At 75.8% G+C, this 15,254-nt stretch carries 12 protein-coding genes; 5 read left to right on the top strand and 7 right to left on the bottom strand.

Going from position 1 to position 15,254, the window contains the following annotated elements:
• Window positions 1–40: 40 nt before the first annotated feature.
• On the bottom strand, window positions 41–1,480 hold the full coding sequence (locus ACI79F_RS24195) for a M28 family peptidase (RefSeq protein ID WP_456546893.1): 1,440 nt from the start codon (window positions 1,478–1,480) through the stop codon (window positions 41–43).
• 193 nt (window positions 1,481–1,673) lie between these two features.
• Between ACI79F_RS24195 and ACI79F_RS24190 the strand changes: the two genes are divergently transcribed.
• Window positions 1,674–2,333 (top strand): hemerythrin domain-containing protein, encoded by a 660-nt coding sequence (locus ACI79F_RS24190; RefSeq protein ID WP_456546892.1) that lies wholly within the window; start codon window positions 1,674–1,676, stop codon window positions 2,331–2,333.
• On the opposite strand, the gene ACI79F_RS24185 is transcribed toward ACI79F_RS24190, so the two are convergent.
• The 5 genes from ACI79F_RS24185 to ACI79F_RS24165 are packed head-to-tail and all read right to left on the bottom strand — an operon-like array spanning window position 2,314 to window position 8,496.
• Window positions 2,314–4,599, bottom strand: coding sequence for an ATP-binding protein (locus tag ACI79F_RS24185; RefSeq protein ID WP_456546891.1), 2,286 nt, complete (start codon window positions 4,597–4,599; stop codon window positions 2,314–2,316). The two genes, ACI79F_RS24190 and ACI79F_RS24185, sit on opposite strands and share 20 nt — an antisense overlap.
• Window positions 4,600–4,609: 10 nt before the next feature.
• Window positions 4,610–5,224 carry a LutC/YkgG family protein gene (locus ACI79F_RS24180; protein WP_456546890.1) on the bottom strand — a complete coding sequence of 205 codons (615 nt, stop codon included), beginning with the start codon at window positions 5,222–5,224 and terminating at the stop codon, window positions 4,610–4,612.
• Window positions 5,221–6,681 carry a LutB/LldF family L-lactate oxidation iron-sulfur protein gene (locus ACI79F_RS24175; RefSeq protein WP_456546889.1) on the bottom strand — a complete coding sequence of 487 codons (1,461 nt, stop codon included), beginning with the start codon at window positions 6,679–6,681 and terminating at the stop codon, window positions 5,221–5,223. Before ACI79F_RS24175 ends, ACI79F_RS24180 begins: the two co-directional genes overlap by 4 nt.
• Entirely contained in the window at window positions 6,678–7,451 is a 774-nt protein-coding gene (locus ACI79F_RS24170; RefSeq protein WP_456546888.1) for a (Fe-S)-binding protein, read from the bottom strand. Before ACI79F_RS24170 ends, ACI79F_RS24175 begins: the two co-directional genes overlap by 4 nt.
• A 22-nt stretch (window positions 7,452–7,473) precedes the next feature.
• The gene (locus ACI79F_RS24165) at window positions 7,474–8,496 is read right to left on the bottom strand and encodes a LacI family DNA-binding transcriptional regulator (protein ID WP_456546887.1); all 1,023 of its coding nucleotides are present in this window, start codon (window positions 8,494–8,496) and stop codon (window positions 7,474–7,476) included.
• A gap of 127 nt (window positions 8,497–8,623) precedes the next feature.
• Between ACI79F_RS24165 and rhaI the strand changes: the two genes are divergently transcribed.
• The 3 genes from rhaI to ACI79F_RS24150 all read left to right on the top strand — a co-directional run bounded on the left by rhaI (window position 8,624) and on the right by ACI79F_RS24150 (window position 13,408).
• Window positions 8,624–9,790 carry an L-rhamnose isomerase gene (gene rhaI / locus ACI79F_RS24160; RefSeq protein ID WP_456546886.1) on the top strand — a complete coding sequence of 389 codons (1,167 nt, stop codon included), beginning with the start codon at window positions 8,624–8,626 and terminating at the stop codon, window positions 9,788–9,790.
• A 94-nt stretch (window positions 9,791–9,884) separates the two neighbouring features.
• Complete coding sequence (locus ACI79F_RS24155) at window positions 9,885–11,921, top strand: bifunctional aldolase/short-chain dehydrogenase (protein WP_456546885.1); 2,037 nt, start codon at window positions 9,885–9,887, stop codon at window positions 11,919–11,921.
• Complete coding sequence (locus tag ACI79F_RS24150; protein ID WP_456546884.1) at window positions 11,918–13,408, top strand: rhamnulokinase; 1,491 nt, start codon at window positions 11,918–11,920, stop codon at window positions 13,406–13,408. The genes ACI79F_RS24155 and ACI79F_RS24150 overlap by 4 nt, the downstream gene beginning before the upstream one ends.
• On the opposite strand, the gene yczE is transcribed toward ACI79F_RS24150, so the two are convergent.
• On the bottom strand, window positions 13,368–13,994 hold the full coding sequence (gene yczE, locus ACI79F_RS24145; RefSeq protein ID WP_456546883.1) for a membrane protein YczE: 627 nt from the start codon (window positions 13,992–13,994) through the stop codon (window positions 13,368–13,370). The two genes, ACI79F_RS24150 and yczE, sit on opposite strands and share 41 nt — an antisense overlap.
• A 112-nt stretch (window positions 13,995–14,106) precedes the next feature.
• Between yczE and ACI79F_RS24140 the strand changes: the two genes are divergently transcribed.
• Complete coding sequence (locus ACI79F_RS24140; protein ID WP_456546882.1) at window positions 14,107–15,144, top strand: zinc-binding dehydrogenase; 1,038 nt, start codon at window positions 14,107–14,109, stop codon at window positions 15,142–15,144.
• Window positions 15,145–15,254: the final 110 nt, after the last annotated feature.

The raw sequence follows: 15,254 nt of genomic DNA, 5'->3' as shown, positions 1-15,254 counted from the left end.
GCTCGGTGACGGAAACCGTCACCGAGCGACTCCGACGGGGTCAGCCGCCGTTGCCCTGCGCGGTGCCGTTCACCGCGCTCCGGGTCTCGGCAAACACCAGCACCGCGTGCGCGGCGCCGTCGGCCAGCTCGTGCAGCCCCGTCATGTTGACGTTGGACAGGTCGTCGCACTCCTGGTGGTAGCAGCGGTCGAAGGCCACCCCGGCCTCGCCACCGAACAGCACCTGCTGCTCCGGGGTCTTGATGTCCTCGGCGCCGGAGAACAGGCCGCCGGCCGGGATGCCGGCGTCGATGAACGGCCCGTAGTCGCTACGGCCGTCGAACGCCGTCTCCTGTGTGGCCAGGCCCTGGCTCGCGAAGTAGTCGGTGAACACCCGCTCGATCGACCCGGAGCCGTTCGGCCCGTCGGTGCCGGTCGCCGAGCCGTCACCGTCGTAGACGAACCGGCCGTAGTTGGGGCTCCCGAGCATGTCGAAGTTCAGGTTCAGCGCGATGTCGCGCAACTGCCGCTCGTCGAGCGAGGCGACGTACTCGGTGGCCCCGATCAGCCCGGCCTCCTCGGCACCCCAGAAGGCGAACCGGACGTGGTTCCTGGTCGTCGGTGGCATGTTCTCCGCGATCTCGAGGAGAGCTGCGGTGCCGGTGCCGTTGTCGTTGATACCCGGGCCCTCGGCGATCGAGTCGAGGTGGGCGCCGACGACGACGGTCCGGTCGGTGCGACCGCCCGGACGCTCGGCGATGACGTTGAAGGTGGTCGTCGGGTTGAACGCCGTGCTGGTGGTCAGCTCGACCGGCGAGCCGACCTGGCCGAGCAGTCGCTGACCGGCTTCGTAGCTGGCGCCGACGACCGGGATGTCGAAGGACTCGCGCTCCCCGAGGGTGCCGGTCAACAGCTCCTGACGCCCGTCCTGGCCCTCGTTGTAGATGATCACGCCGACCGCCTCTGCAGCGAGGGCGTTCTCCGCCTTGACCGCGAAGTCGCAGGTGCCGCGCTGGATCAGGACGACGGCGCCGACGGCCTCGGCCGGGAAGTCCTCCGGCTCGCAGCCGGCGGAGCTGCTGGGCTCGGCGGTCGGGGGCTCGACGTTGTCCAGCACCGAGACCAGGGGCGCGCCGTCGGTGTCCCCGCTGCCGGAGTACTCCATGGTCGCGAAGTCCGTGCCCAGGGCGTAGGTGGTGGCGCCGACGGAGAGGCTGGCCGGTGTCGGCTCGGTGAAACCGACGAAGTCGAAGTACTGGCGGGTGAAGTCGTAGCCCGCCTCCTCGAGGACCCCCTCGACGTACTGGGCGGAGGCCTCGTACCCGGGCGTGCCGCTCGCGCGGTTGGGCGGGGTGCCGGTGGCGGCGGCCCGCAGCCCTTCCAGGTGCTGCTGCATCCCCGCGGGCGTGACTGCCGCGCGGAGGGCGGCCGTGTCGACGGCGGTGTCGGCCGCGGCCGGGCTGACGACGGTGACGACCCCCACGGTGGTGGCGGCCGCCAACGTCAGGATCCTGATCGGTCGGTGCACGGGCAGTGCCCCTCTCAATACGGAGTGTGTTGGTACCCGGCCGACCCTGGACCCGTCCCGGGTGTGTCGCCACTCGAAGTCCCGGGTATCGGAGAACGCCCTCGTGGGGGCGGTGTGGGGGTCGTGTGGGTGGGGTGCGACGACCCCGGCCGACAGGCTCGACGCCATGACCGAGACGACGAACACGCCCCTGACCGACACGCACGACATGGTGATCGTGCACCGCGCCTTCCGCCGCGAGTTCGGCCTGGCCCCGGGGCTGGTCCGCGCCGTGGCCGCCGGTGACACCGCGCGTGCCGCCGTCCTGGCCGCCCACGTCCGCCTGTGCCTGGACGGGCTGCACCTGCACCACACCGGCGAGGACGCGATGCTCTGGCCGCCGCTGCTCGAGCGCGCGACGCCGGACGCCGCCCTCGTGCACCGCATGGAGGCCCAGCACGAGCAGGTGCACGCCGCGATCGACCGCCTCCGCCCGGCCCTGGACCGGTGGGAGGCCGAGGCCCGGCCCGCCGTGACCGAGGAGGTGGCCGCCGGCCTCGAGGCGCTGGCCGCCGGCCTGTTCGAGCACCTGGCCGAGGAGGAGCGCGAGATCCTCCCGCTGGCCGCCCGGCACCTGTCCGAGGCCGAGTGGGAGGCGGTGGGCCAGCACGGCATGGCGCACATGCAGCGCTCCCAGCTGCCGATCATGTTCGGGATGGTGCTGGAGGACTGCGACGACGAGGAACGGGCGCGGATGCTCGGCGTCCTCCCGGCACCGGTCCGGCTGCTCGCCCGGACCGTCTTCGCCCGGCGCTACCGCCGGTACGTCAGCCGGGTGCGCGGCTGATCCGGGCGGCCAGGGCGGGCACGTCGGCCGGCCGCAGCCCGCGGCCGCGCCGCCACGCCCGCTCGAACGCCTCCTCGCCCAGCGCCGCGCGGACGACGGGCAGCCACCGGCGCGCCGCCTCCTGGTCCGGCGGGTAGGCGGCCGCCACCGAGGCCGCCTCTGCCGTCGCCGACCCGGCGGCGAACAGCTCCGCGGCGATCTCGTGCCGGCCGCGGTGCGCCGCGCACACGGCCAGCGCCGGCAGGGTGTACGCCAGCCCCCACGAGGTGGCCACCTCGGCGGCCAGCTCGGCGGCCTCGGTGAGCGGGGTCAGCGCGCCCGCGTCGTCGCCGGTCGCCTGCGCGAGCGTGGCCTGCATGTTGAGCACGGCCGCCAGCGAGAAGGGCCCGCCGAGCCGCCGGGCCAGCGCCTCCGCTTCCGCGAGGGCTGTGCGGCAGCCGGCCGGGTCGCCGGCCTGCAGCAGCCGCTGGCCCTCGGCCATGACGGCGTGGGTCTCGGCGAGCAGGGCACCCGAGGCGCGGCCCAGCCGCACGGCCTCGGCCAGGTCCGCGGCCGCCGCATCCAGGTCGCCGCCGAACACCGCCGCCGAACCGGTCAGCACCAGGGCCAGCGCCAGGACGCCGTCGTCGCCGGCCTCCCGCGCTGCGGCCACGGCGGCGGCTCCCGAGGCCGCGGTGCCGGGGATGTCACCCGAGGCGTAGCGCAGGCCGGCCTCGGCGACCAGCAGGGCGGTGCGGTCGGCCGGGTCCAACCCGTCGCCACCCGCGGCGGTGACCCGTCGCGCCCAGGTCAGGCCCTCGACGGCGTTGCCGCGCAGCGCCCAGTACATCCACGTGTCGGCCACCAGCCGGGCCGCGGTCCCGGCCCGCCCACGGTCGAGCAGCCGGCCCAGCGCCGCGGCGAGGTTGCCGTGCTCGGCCTCCAGCCGGTCCAGCCAGGCGGCCTGCCCGGCGCCGGCGAGGCCGGTCCGCGCGCCGGTGACCGACCCGGCGAGCACGTCGGCGAAGCGGTCGGTGACCCCCGCGGCCTCGCCGGCCTCGGCCAGCCGCGCGGCGGCGTACTGCCGGACCGGCTCCAGCATCCGGTAGCGGTCCCCGGCGGCCTGGACCAGGGACTGCTCGACCAGGCCGGCCAGGGCCGGGAGGACGTCGCCCTCGCCCGCCAGCGCCTGGGCGGCGTCCAGCGTGAAGCCCCCGGCGAACACCGACAGCCGGCGGAACAGCACCTGCTCCTCGGCGGTGAGCAGGGCCGCGCTCCAGTCGAGGGTGGCCCGCACCGTCCGCTGGCGGGCCGGCAGGTCGCGGGCACCGGGAGCGGCGACGGCGGTGTCCAGCCGGGCGAGGAGCGCGTCCGGGGCGAGGAAGCGGGCGTGCGCCGCGGCGAGCTCGAGGGCCAGCGGCAGGCCGTCGAGCCGCCGGCAGATCGCGGCCACCGCGGCCGCCGAGCGGGCGGTCAGCTCGACGGGCCGCCCGGCGGCGCGCGCCCGGTCCAGGAACAGCCGGGCCGCCGGCGAGGCGGCGACCGCGTCCACCGCCGCCCCCGCGGGCACCGGCAGCGGCTCCACCGGCCGCTCCACCTCCGCACGCACGCGCAGCGGCGCCCGGCTGGTGGCCAGCACCACGAGGCGGGGGCAGCGGGTCAGCAGCGCGGCGACGTCGGCGGCCGCGGCGAGGACGTGCTCGACGTTGTCCAGGACGAGCAGCAGCCGCCGGCCGCCGACCACCTCGGCGAGGCCGTCCAGCGGCGGCCCCGCCGGCTGCTGCCCGCCGACGGCGCGGGCCACCGTCGGCACCACCAGGCCGGGCTCCCGCAGCGGGGCGAGCTCCACGAGCACCACGCCGTCGGGGAAGTCGGGGGCCACGGCGTGCGCGACGTCGAGGGCGAGGCTGGTCTTGCCGACGCCGCCCGGGCCGGTGAGCGTGACCAGCCGCGCGCCGTCGCGGAGCAGGGCGGCGACCTCGGCCCGGTCGGTGTCCCGGCCGGCCAGCGCGACCGGGGGCCGGGGGAGGACGGCGGCCGGACCCGGCGGGGCGGGCGCCGCCGGCCGCGCCGCCTCGGCCAGCTCCGACCGCGCCGCGTCGTCGAGGCCGAGCGCGTCGGCCAGCGCCCGGACGGTGTGCGGATACGGCCGCCGGCGCTCGCCGCGCTCCAGGGCGCTCACCGCCTTGCCGGTCAGCCCGGCCCGCTCGGCGAGCTCCTCCTGGGTGAGCGCCGCCGCCTCGCGCAGCCGGCGCAGCCGCTCCGCGAAGGGCCCGGGTCCGCTCACGGGCGGCAAGCTAGTCGCTCGCCAGCACGACCAGGAGCGTCCGCGGCCCGTGCACGCCCTCGACCCGCTGCAGCTCGATGTCGCTGGTCGCCGAGGGCCCGCTGATCATCGTCAGCGGGCGCAGCGGGTCGAGCCGGGCCAGCCCCTCGGGCACCCCGCCGACGACCTGGTCGGCGGTCACCACGCACACGAGGACGTCGGGCAGCAGCGACAGCGGCCGCCGGCCGCACACCGGGGAGGCGTCGAGCACCAGCGTGCCGGTCTCGGCGATCGCCACGGTGACGCCGGTGAGCGTGGCGGCGAAGGCGGTGAGCTCGACGGCGGGGCGGCCGTCGTCCTCGACCGCGCCGTCCGGCCGCCAGGCCTCCGGCACCTCGGGGGCGACGGCGACGTCCCCGGACACCCCGGCCAGGGCGGCCGCGACGGTCGCGCCGATCGCGTCGGGTGCACAGCGCAGGACGGTGGCCTGGTAGTCGGTCAGCCGGTCGGTGAGGACGTCGAGCAGCTCGGGCAGCGGCCGGTCGTCGGTGGTGCGGTAGTGGCGGGCGACCGGCGCCGGCGGACGGCGGTCGGGGCCGAGCGCCGTGCGGATCCGGCCGAGCACCTCGTCGCGGGCGGAGGTCATCGCCCGTGTTCCCGGGTCCACTGCTGCACGAAGGTCTCCTGCGGCGGGGTGGGGAGGTCGCGGGTGCGGGTCCAGGCGCTCGCCGGCGGGGGCAGCGCCGCGGGCAGCGAGGGCCGGCCGCGGGCGAGGAACCGGCCGAGCCCGGCGGCCCGCTGGGCCAGCCGCCACAACCGCGGGCGCGACATCACCCGGGACAGCGCACGGAAGGCCGCCGCCTCGGGGGTGGTGCGGGTCTGGGCCTCGACGTGCTCGGCGCGCAGGTGCACGAGGATCGAGGGGATGTCGATGGCGACCGGGCAGACGTCGTAGCAGGCGCCGCACAGCGACGACGCGTACGGCAGCGAGGCGTTGTCCTCGACCCCGGTCAGCTGGGGGCTCAGCACCGCTCCGATCGGGCCGGGGTAGACCGAGCCGTAGGCGTGCCCGCCGGTGCGCTCGTAGACCGGGCAGACGTTCAGGCAGGCCGAGCAGCGGATGCAGTGCAGCGCCTCGCGGCCGGTCTCGTCGGCCAGCACCGCCGTCCGCCCGTTGTCCAGCAGCACCAGGTGGAAATCCTGCGGCCCGTCGCCGGGGGTCACGCCGGCCCACAGCGAGGTGTAGGGGTTCATCCGCTCGCCGGTGGAGGAGCGGGGGAGCAGCTGCAGGAAGACCTCGAGGTCGCGCCAGGTCGGCACGAGCTTCTCGATGCCCATGACCGTGATGAGCGTCCGCGGCAGGGTCAGGCACATCCGCCCGTTGCCCTCGCTCTCGACGACGGCCAGCGTGCCGGTCTCGGCGACGGCGAAGTTCGCCCCGCTGATCGCCACCCGCGCGCGGAGGAACCGCTCGCGCAGGTGGGCGCGCGCGGCCATGGCCAGCCGGCGCGGCTCGTCGGTGAGGTCGGGGTCGACGCCGGGGATGGTGCGGGCGAAGATCTCGCGGATCTCGGCGCGGTTCTTGTGGATGGCCGGCACGAGGATGTGCGACGGCTTGTCCTCGCCCAGCTGCACGATGAGCTCGGCCAGGTCGGTCTCCAGCGCCTCGATGCCCGCGGCCTCCAGCGCCTCGTTGAGGCCGATCTCCTGGGTGGCCATCGACTTGACCTTGACCACCTCGCCGGCGCCGGTGGCCCGCACCAGGTCGGTGACGATCGCGTTGGCCTCGGCGGCGTCGCGGGCCCAGTGCACCGTGCCGCCGCGGGCGGTCACCTGCCGCTCGAGCTCCTCCAGGTGCTCGTCGAGCCGGGCCATGGTGGCGGCCTTGAGCGCCCGCCCGGTCTCGCGCAGCTGCGCCCAGTCGGGCACCTCGCCGACCACCGCGGCGCGCTTGGCGCGGATCGTCGTCGTCGCGTGGCCCAGGTTGGCCCGCAGCTGCCCGTTCCGCAGCGCGTCACGGGCGGCGTCGGGGAAGGGGCGGTCGCCGCGCAGGTTGCCCACACCCGCCGGGGCGGTGGGGAGGCCCAGGAAGGTCTGCGTCACCGCGACACCGCCGGGGTCGTGGCCTGGTGCGGGGTCACGGCCTGCTCGGTGGAGGCGAGGATCTCGGCCAGGTGCACCGTCCGCGTGCCCGACCGCAGCCGGGAGAGCCCGCCGCCGATGTGCAGCAGGCAGGAGGCGTCGCCGGCGGTGCACACCTCGGCGTGCGTTGACAGCACGTGGGCCATCTTGTCGGTGAGCATCGCCGTGGAGGTGTCGGCGTTCTTCACCGCGAACGTGCCGCCGAAGCCGCAGCACGACTCGGCGCCGGGCAGCTCGACCAGCTCCAGCCCGCGCACCGCGCGCAGCAGCCGCAGCGGCCGGTCGCCGACCCGCAGCATGCGCAGCGAGTGGCAGGTCGGGTGGTAGGTGACCCGGTGCGGGTAGTAGGCGCCGACGTCGGTCACCCCCAGGACGTCGACCAGGAACTGCGACAGCTCGTACGTCCGCCCGGCCAGCGCCTCCGCCTCGTCGGCGAGCCCGTGCTCGCCGGCCCGGCGGGCGACGGCCGCCTGCTGGTGGTGGATCGAGGCCACGCACGACCCCGACGGCGCCACCACCGCCTCGGCGCCGGCGAAGGCGCGCACGTGGTTGGCGACGATCGGCACCGCCTCGCGGCGGTAGCCGGTGTTGACGTGCATCTGCCCGCAGCACGACTGGCCCGCCGGGACGACGACCTGGTGCCCCAGCCGCTGCAGCAGCGTCGCCGTCGCCCGCGCCACCTGCGGGACCAGGGTGTCGACCAGGCAGGTGGCGAACAGCGCGATCCTCATGGGGCTCCTCCGCCGCGGGTCCTCACCGGCCGGCCTCCGGCTCGCGGTGGGTCATGCTCGACTCGCGGACCACCAGCACCGGCTCGAACACCGGCTGCTCGTGCACGTGCCCGTCGCGGCGCTCGTCGAGCAGCAGCTCCGCGGCCCGGCGGCCGAGGTCCTGGCGCGGCTTGCTCACCGAGGTGAGCGGGACGGCGGCCGCGGCGGCGAAGTCGATGTCGTCGTAGCCGACGATGGCGAACTCGTCGGGCACCCGGACGCCGTGGCGGACCATCTCCTGGAGCACGCCGAGCGCGATCAGGTCGTTGGCGCACACCGCTGCGGTGGGCCGGCGGCCGGCGGGGATGCCGATGACCCGCGCGGCGGCTTCGCGCCCCCCGGCGACGGTGAGCTCGGCGGGGGAGAGGACGGTCAGCCCGGCGTCCGGCATCTCCCCGACGGCGGCGGCCACGCCGGCGTGCCGGTCGTGGACCTGCGGCAGCCCGGAGGCCCCGCCGATGAACGCGATCCGCCGGTGCCCGCGCTCGAGCAGGTGACCGGCGGCCAGCCGACCGCCGAGGACGTCGTCGGTGGAGACGGCGCACTGGTCGGCCGTCGGCGCCCGCCGGTCGACCAGCACCACCGGGATGCCGCGGTCGCGCAGGGCCGCGATGTCGTCGCTGAGCTCGGCGGTGGGGGTGATGAGCACGCCCTGCACGCGCTGCTCGGCGAGGGTGGCCAGGTGCGCCTTCTCCCGGGCGGGCCGGTCGTCGGTGTTGCACAGCACCATCGACAGGCCGGCCGCGTCGACGACCTCCTCCACGCCGCGGGCGACGTCGGTGAAGAACGGGTTGGCGATGTCGAGGACCACCAGCCCGACGCTGCGGCTGGAGCCGGCGCGCAGCTGCCGGGCCGACTCGTTGCGCACGAAGCCCAGCTCGGCGATCGCGTCGAGCACCCGGCTGCGGGTCGACTCGCTGACCAGCTCCGGGCGGTTGAGGACGTTGCTCACGGTCCCGACGGACACGCCCGCCCGCCCGGCCACGTCGCGGATGCTGCTCGTCACCGGCCGCTCCTGAATCGTCTCAACCCGCCAGGTCGCGGGCTTTGACACCGTAGCAAAGCGCTGCGTAGGGTGCGTCACACCGCGGCGTGAATCGATTCAGACGCCGCCCGTGTCATCTGGAGCACCCGTGGACGACCTCCGCACCCGGGCCCTGGCCGCCCTCGCCGAGCAGACGATCGAGCTGCCCTCCTGGGCCTTCGGCAACTCCGGCACCCGGTTCAAGGTGTTCGGCCAGCCCGGCGTCGCGCGTGACCCGTTCGAGAAACTCGAGGACGCCGCCCAGGTGCACCGCTACACCGGTGTCGCCCCGCGGGTGTCGCTGCACATCCCGTGGGACCTGGTCGACGACTTCGGCAAGCTGGCCGCGCACGCCGCCGACCTCGGCGTCTCCATCGGGGCGATCAACTCCAACCTGTTCCAGGACGACGACTACCGGCTCGGGTCGCTGACCCACCCCGACGAGGCCGTGCGCCGCAAGGCGATCGCCCACCACGCGCAGTGCGTCGACGTCATGCGCGCCACCGGGTCGACCGACCTGAAGCTGTGGCTGCCCGACGGCACCAACTACGCCGGCCAGGACGACCTGCGCGGCCGGCAGGACCGCCTCGCCGACTCGCTGCAGCAGATCTACGCGCTGCTCGACCCGGGGCACCGGCTGCTGCTCGAGTACAAGTTCTACGAGCCGTACTTCTACGCGATGGACGTCCCCGACTGGGGCACCTCGCTGCTGCACTGCCTGGCGCTGGGCGAGCAGGCGCAGGTCGTGCTCGACACCGGCCACCACGCACCGGGCACCAACATCGAGTTCATCGTCATGCAGTTGCTGCGGGTGGGCCGGCTGGGCGCCTTCGACTTCAACTCCCGCTACTACGGCGACGACGACCTCATCGTCGGCTCGGCCGACCCCTTCCAGCTGTTCCGGATCATGAACGAGATCGTCGAGGCCGACGCCCTGCTCGGCGCCGGCGTCAACTTCATGCTCGACCAGTGCCACAACATCGAGCCGAAGGTCCCCGGCCAGATCCGCTCGGTGACGAACGTCCAGGAGGCGACGGCGAAGGCGCTGCTCGTCGACCGCGAGGCACTGCACGCCGCCCAGCGCTCCGGTGACGTGCTCGCCGCGCACGCTGCGCTGACCGACGCGTTCAGCACCGACGTCCGCCCCCTGCTGGCCGAGCTGCGCGACAGCAAGGGCCTGGACGCCGACCCCTACGCGGCTTACGCCCGGTCGGGCCACCAGGAGCGCATCGCCCGCGAGCGCGTCGGCGGCCAGCAGGCCGGCTGGGGCGCGTGATCAAGGACCGGACCGCCCCCCACGCCACGCTCCGCGCGCCGCGGGCCCCTGCGCCCCGGCCGCTCCAGCACGTCACCACCGGAAGGAATCGAACGTGAGCAACCCCGTGGTCAGTGAGCTGCTCGGCCGGAGCAACCGGCTCGGCGCCGACCCGCGCAACACCAACTACGCCGGCGGCAACACCTCCGCCAAGGGCACCGCGACCGACCCGGTCACCGGCCGGCCGGTCGAGCTCGTGTGGGTCAAGGGTTCCGGCGGCGACCTCGGCACCCTCACCGAGGCCGGGCTGGCCGTGCTGCGGCTGGACCGGCTGCGCAGCCTCGTCGACGTCTACCCGGGCATCGAGCGCGAGGACGAGATGGTCCATGCCTTCGACTTCTGCCTGCACGGCCGCGGCGGCGCGGCGCCGTCCATCGACACCGCGATGCACGGCCTCGTGGCGCAGCCGCACGTCGACCACCTGCACCCCGACTCGGGCATCGCGCTGGCCACCGCGGCCGACGGCGAGGCGCTCACCCGCGAGTGCTTCGGCGACCGGGTCGTGTGGGTGCCGTGGCGGCGTCCCGGCTTCCAGCTCGGCCTGGACATCGCCGCCATCGCCGAGAAGAACCCGCAGGCCATCGGCTGCATCCTCGGCGGCCACGGGATCACCGCCTGGGGCGCCACCAGCGACGAGGCCGAGGCGCACAGCCTGGAGATCATCCGGACGGCGGAGCGGTTCCTCGCCGAGCGCGGCGAGCCGGAGCCGTTCGGCGCCGTCGTCCCCGGCTTCGAGCCGCTGCCCGAGGCCGAGCGCCGGCACAAGGCGGCCGCGCTCGCCCCGGTCATCCGCGGCCTCGCCTCGACCGACCGGCCGCAGGTCGGGCACTTCACCGACTCCGACGTCGTCCTGGAGTTCCTCTCCCGGGAGAAGCTGCAGCCGCTCGCCGCGCTCGGCACCTCCTGCCCCGACCACTTCCTGCGCACCAAGGTGCGCCCGCTGGTCGTCGACCTGCCGGCGTCGGCGCCGGTCGAGGACGTCGTCGCGCGGCTGAAGGAGCTGCACGAGGAGTACCGCGCCGAGTACGCCGCCTACTACTCCCGCCACACCACCGCGGACAGCCCGGCGATGCGCGGCGCCGACCCGGCGATCGTGCTGGTGCCCGGGGTGGGCATGTTCAGCTTCGGCGCGAACAAGCAGACCGCCCGCGTGGCCGGCGAGTTCTACGTCAACGCGATCAACGTGATGCGCGGCGCCGAGGCGGTCTCCACCTACGCGCCGATCGACGAGGGCGAGAAGTTCCGCATCGAGTACTGGGCGCTGGAGGAGGCCAAGCTCCAGCGGATGCCCAGGCCTAAGCCGCTGGCCCCCCGGGTCGCGCTGGTGACCGGCGCGGCGAGCGGCATCGGCAGGGCGATCGCGCAGCGGCTGGCGGCCGAGGGCGCCTGCGTCGTCGTCGCCGACCTGGACCTGGCCAGGGCGCAGGACGCCGCGGCCGGGATCGGCAACGCCGACGTCGCGATCGGCGTCGCCGCCGACGTCTCCGACGCCGAGGCCGTCGCCGCCGCGTTCCGTGAGGCCTGCCTGGCCTTCGGCGGGGTCGACCTGGTGGTGAACAACGCCGGGCTGTCGATCTCCAAGCCGCTGCTGGAGACCACCGAGCAGGACTGGGACCTGCAGCACGACGTCATGGCCAAGGGCAGCTTCCTGGTCTCCCGCGAGGCCGCCCGGATCATGATCGAGCAGGGGATGGGCGGCGACGTCGTCTACATCTCCAGCAAGAACTCGCTGTTCGCCGGCCCGAACAACATCGCCTACGGCGCGACCAAGGCCGACCAGGCGCACCAGGTGCGGCTGCTGGCCGCCGAGCTCGGCCCGCACCAGATCCGGGTGAACGGGATCAACCCCGACGGCGTCGTCCGCGGGTCGGGCATCTTCGCCGGCGGCTGGGGCGCCTCGCGCGCCGCGGTGTACGGGGTCAAGGAGGAGGAGCTGGGCGAGTTCTACGCCCAGCGCACCCTGCTCAAGCGCGAGGTGCTGCCCGAGCACGTCGCCGACGCGGTCTTCGCGCTCACCGGCGGTGAGCTGACCCGGACGACCGGCCTGCACGTGCCCGTCGACTCGGGCGTCGCCGCCGCGTTCCTCCGGTGACCTGCCGGGTCGCGGCCGTCGACCTGGGTGCCTCCAGCGGCCGGGTGATGGTCGCCGAGGCCGGCGCCGGCCGGGTCGAGCTCACCGAGGTGCACCGGTTCGCCAACCGGCCGGTGCGGGTCGGCGGCACGCTGCACTGGGACGTCCTCGGGCTGTACGCCGGGGTGCTCGACGGGCTGCGCGCCGCCGGCCGCCTCGGCCCGCCCGACGCGATCGGGATCGACAGCTGGGCGGTCGACGTCGGCCTGCTCGACGACGACGGCGCGCTGCTGGGCAACCCGGTGCACTACCGCGACGACCGGCACGCCACGGCGGTGCCGGCCGTGCACGCCGCCGTCCCGGCCGACGAGCTGTACCGGGTGACCGGCCTGCAGCACCTGCCGTTCACCACCGTCTTCCAGCTCGCCGCGGCACGGGGCACGGCGCAGCTGGCGGCCGCCCGGACGGCACTCCTCGTCCCCGACCTGCTGGCGCACTGGCTCACCGGCGCGGTCGGGGCCGAGGTCACCAACGCCTCGACCACCGGCCTGCTCGACGCGACCGCGCGCCAGTGGTCGGCGGACCTGATCGACCGGCTCGGCCTGCCGCGCGGGCTGTTCCCGCCGCTGCGGCAGCCGGGGGAGACCCTCGGGACGCTGACGCCGGCGGTCCGGACCGAGACCGGCCTGGGCCCGGTGCCGGTGATCGCCGTCGGCTCGCACGACACCGCGTCGGCGGTCGTCGGCGTGCCGACGGCGACCGACCGGTTCGCCTACGTCTCCTGCGGCACCTGGTCGCTGGTCGGCGTGGAGCTCGAGGCGCCGGTGCTCACCGAGGAGAGCCGGGCAGCCGGGTTCACCAACGAGCTGGGCGTCGACGGCACCGTGCGGTACCTGCACAACGTCATGGGCCTGTGGCTGCTGCAGGAGTCGCTGCGCACGTGGACGGACGCCGGGCTGCCCGCCGACCTGCCCGGGCTGCTCGCCGCGGCCGCCCGGGTGCCGGCGCTGACCGCCGTCGTCGACCCCGACGACCCGCGGTTCCTGCCGCCGGGCGACATGCCCGCCCGCATCGCCGCGGCGTGCCGCGAGACCGGGCAGACGCCGCCGCAGGGCCAGGCCGAGACCGTGCGCTGCATCCTCGACAGCCTCGCGCTGGCCTACCGCCGGACGGTGCGCCGCGCGGTCGAGCTGTCCGGACGTGAGGTCGAGGTGGTGCACCTGGTGGGCGGGGGAGCGCGCAACACCCTGCTGTGCCGGCTCACCGCCGACGCGTGCGGGTTGCCGGTGCTGGCCGGCCCGGTCGAGGCCGCGGCGCTGGGCAACGCGCTGGTCCAGGCCCGCGCGCTCGGGGCGGTCGACGGCGGGCTGACCGAGCTGCGGTCGCTGCTCCGCGCGACCCAGGAGGTGGTCGAGTACCGGCCGTCGGTGTCCCCGGCCGACTGGGCCGCCGCGGAGGCCCGGCTGGTCAGCCGACCCGGCGCGCCGGCGCGTCCTCGGGGACGGTGAGCCGCGGTAGCAGCGGGTGCACCAGCGGACCGATCAGCAGGGCGTAGGCGACGGTCGCCAGGCCCAGGGTGCCGCCCAGTGCCCAGCCGGTCAGCACCACGGCGACCTCGATCGAGGTGCGCACCCACCGCACCGGCCACCCGGTCCGGGCGCAGATGCCGGTCATCAGCCCGTCCCGCGGGCCGGGGCCGAGCCGCGCGCCGATGTACAGCGCGGTGCCGACGGCGTTGAGCCCGATGCCCGCCGCGGCGAAGGCGACCCGCGCCCACAGGGCGGACGGCGCGGCCAGCACGGAGAGGCCGGCGTCCACGACGACCCCGATGACGACGACGTTGCTGACCGTGCCGAGCCCCGGCCGCTGCCGCAGCGGCACCCAGGCCAGCAGCACCAGCGCCCCGACGACCACGGTGACCGTGCCGAGGGAGAGCGGCAGTCGGTCGGCGAGGCCCTGGTGCAGCACGTCCCACGGCATGTTGCCCAGGGCGGAGCGGATCAGCAGGGCCATCGACACGCCGTACGCGGCCAGCCCGAGGTAGAGGTGCACCAGCCGGCGGGGGAGCCGCGCGGGGAGGCGTCGGAGCAGCACCCCCCGAGCCTGCGGCATCCCGGGCGTCCGGCGAGCAGGCCACCGGGCTCGAGTGGCACGGCCGGATGCCGGGCCTGCTCCGGCCCCCGGCACCGGCTGGGATCCTCTCGGGGTGCGAGCGATCGTGGTCGATGCCGTCCGGGCGCAGCCCCGCGTGCGGGAGGTGGCCGAGCCCGAGGCGCCGGCCGGCGGGGTCGTGGTGCGCGTCGTGGCCTCGGGGCTGTGCCTCAGCGACTGGCACGCCTGGGCCGGCCACGACGAGGTCGCGTTCCCGCACGTGCCCGGGCACGAGCTCGCGGGGGTGGTGGCCGAGGTCGGCGCGGGCGTCCGCCGGTGGGCGGTCGGGAACCGGGTCACGGTGCCGTTCGTGTGCGGCTGCGGACGGTGCGAGTGGTGCCGGGCGGGAGAGGCGCAGGTCTGCCCCCACCAGCAGCAGCCCGGCTTCACGCACTGGGGGTCCTTCGCCGAGTACGTCGCCCTGCACGCCGCGGACACCAACCTGGTCGCCGTCCCCGAGCAGGTCGACCTCATCAGTGCGGCGAGCCTGGGCTGCCGTCTCGCGACCGCGTACCGGGCGCTGGTGGGCCGCGCCCGCCTCGCTGCCGGGGAGTGGGTGACCGTGGTGGGAGCCGGCGGGGTGGGGCTCAGCGCGGTCATGATCGCCCGCGCGATGGGGGCGCGGGTGGTGGCTGTCGACCGGGACCCCGCCGCGCTCGTCGCGGCCGCGGACCTGGGTGCCGAGCACACGGTCGCCGCGGACGGCGCCGACGTCCCGCTCGCCGTGGCGGACCTGACCGGCGGGGGCAGCCACGTGGCCGTGGACGCGGTGGGCAGCGAGCAGACCTGCGCCGATGCGCTCCTGAGCCTCCGCCGGCGGGGGCGGCACGTCCAGGTCGGCCTGCTGCCGCCGGTGCACGGGCACCCGCGCGTCCCGATGGCCCGGGTCATCGGCTGGGAGCTCGACGTCCTGGGCAGCCACGGCATGGCGGCGTCGGACTACCCCGAGATGATGCGGCTGGTGGAGGACGGCTCGCTGCAGCCCCAGCGGCTCGTGGGACGCACCGTCGGGCTCGAGGAGGCGGCCGCCCGGCTGCCGCACCTCGACCGACCGGCGGGCGCCGGCGTGACCCTGGTGGACCCGTCCCGCTGACGGCTGCCGAGCGGAGGGGGGGGGGGGCGGGGGGCCCCCGCCCCCCCCCCCCCCCCCCCCCCGCCCGGCGGGGGGGGCGCGGGCCCGGGGGGGGGGGCGCCCGCCCCCGG

Source organism: Blastococcus sp. SYSU D00868 (assembly GCF_054050575.1).
The sequence above is the reverse complement of the archived record's forward strand: the minus strand, read 5'-3'. Positions and strand labels throughout refer to the sequence as shown.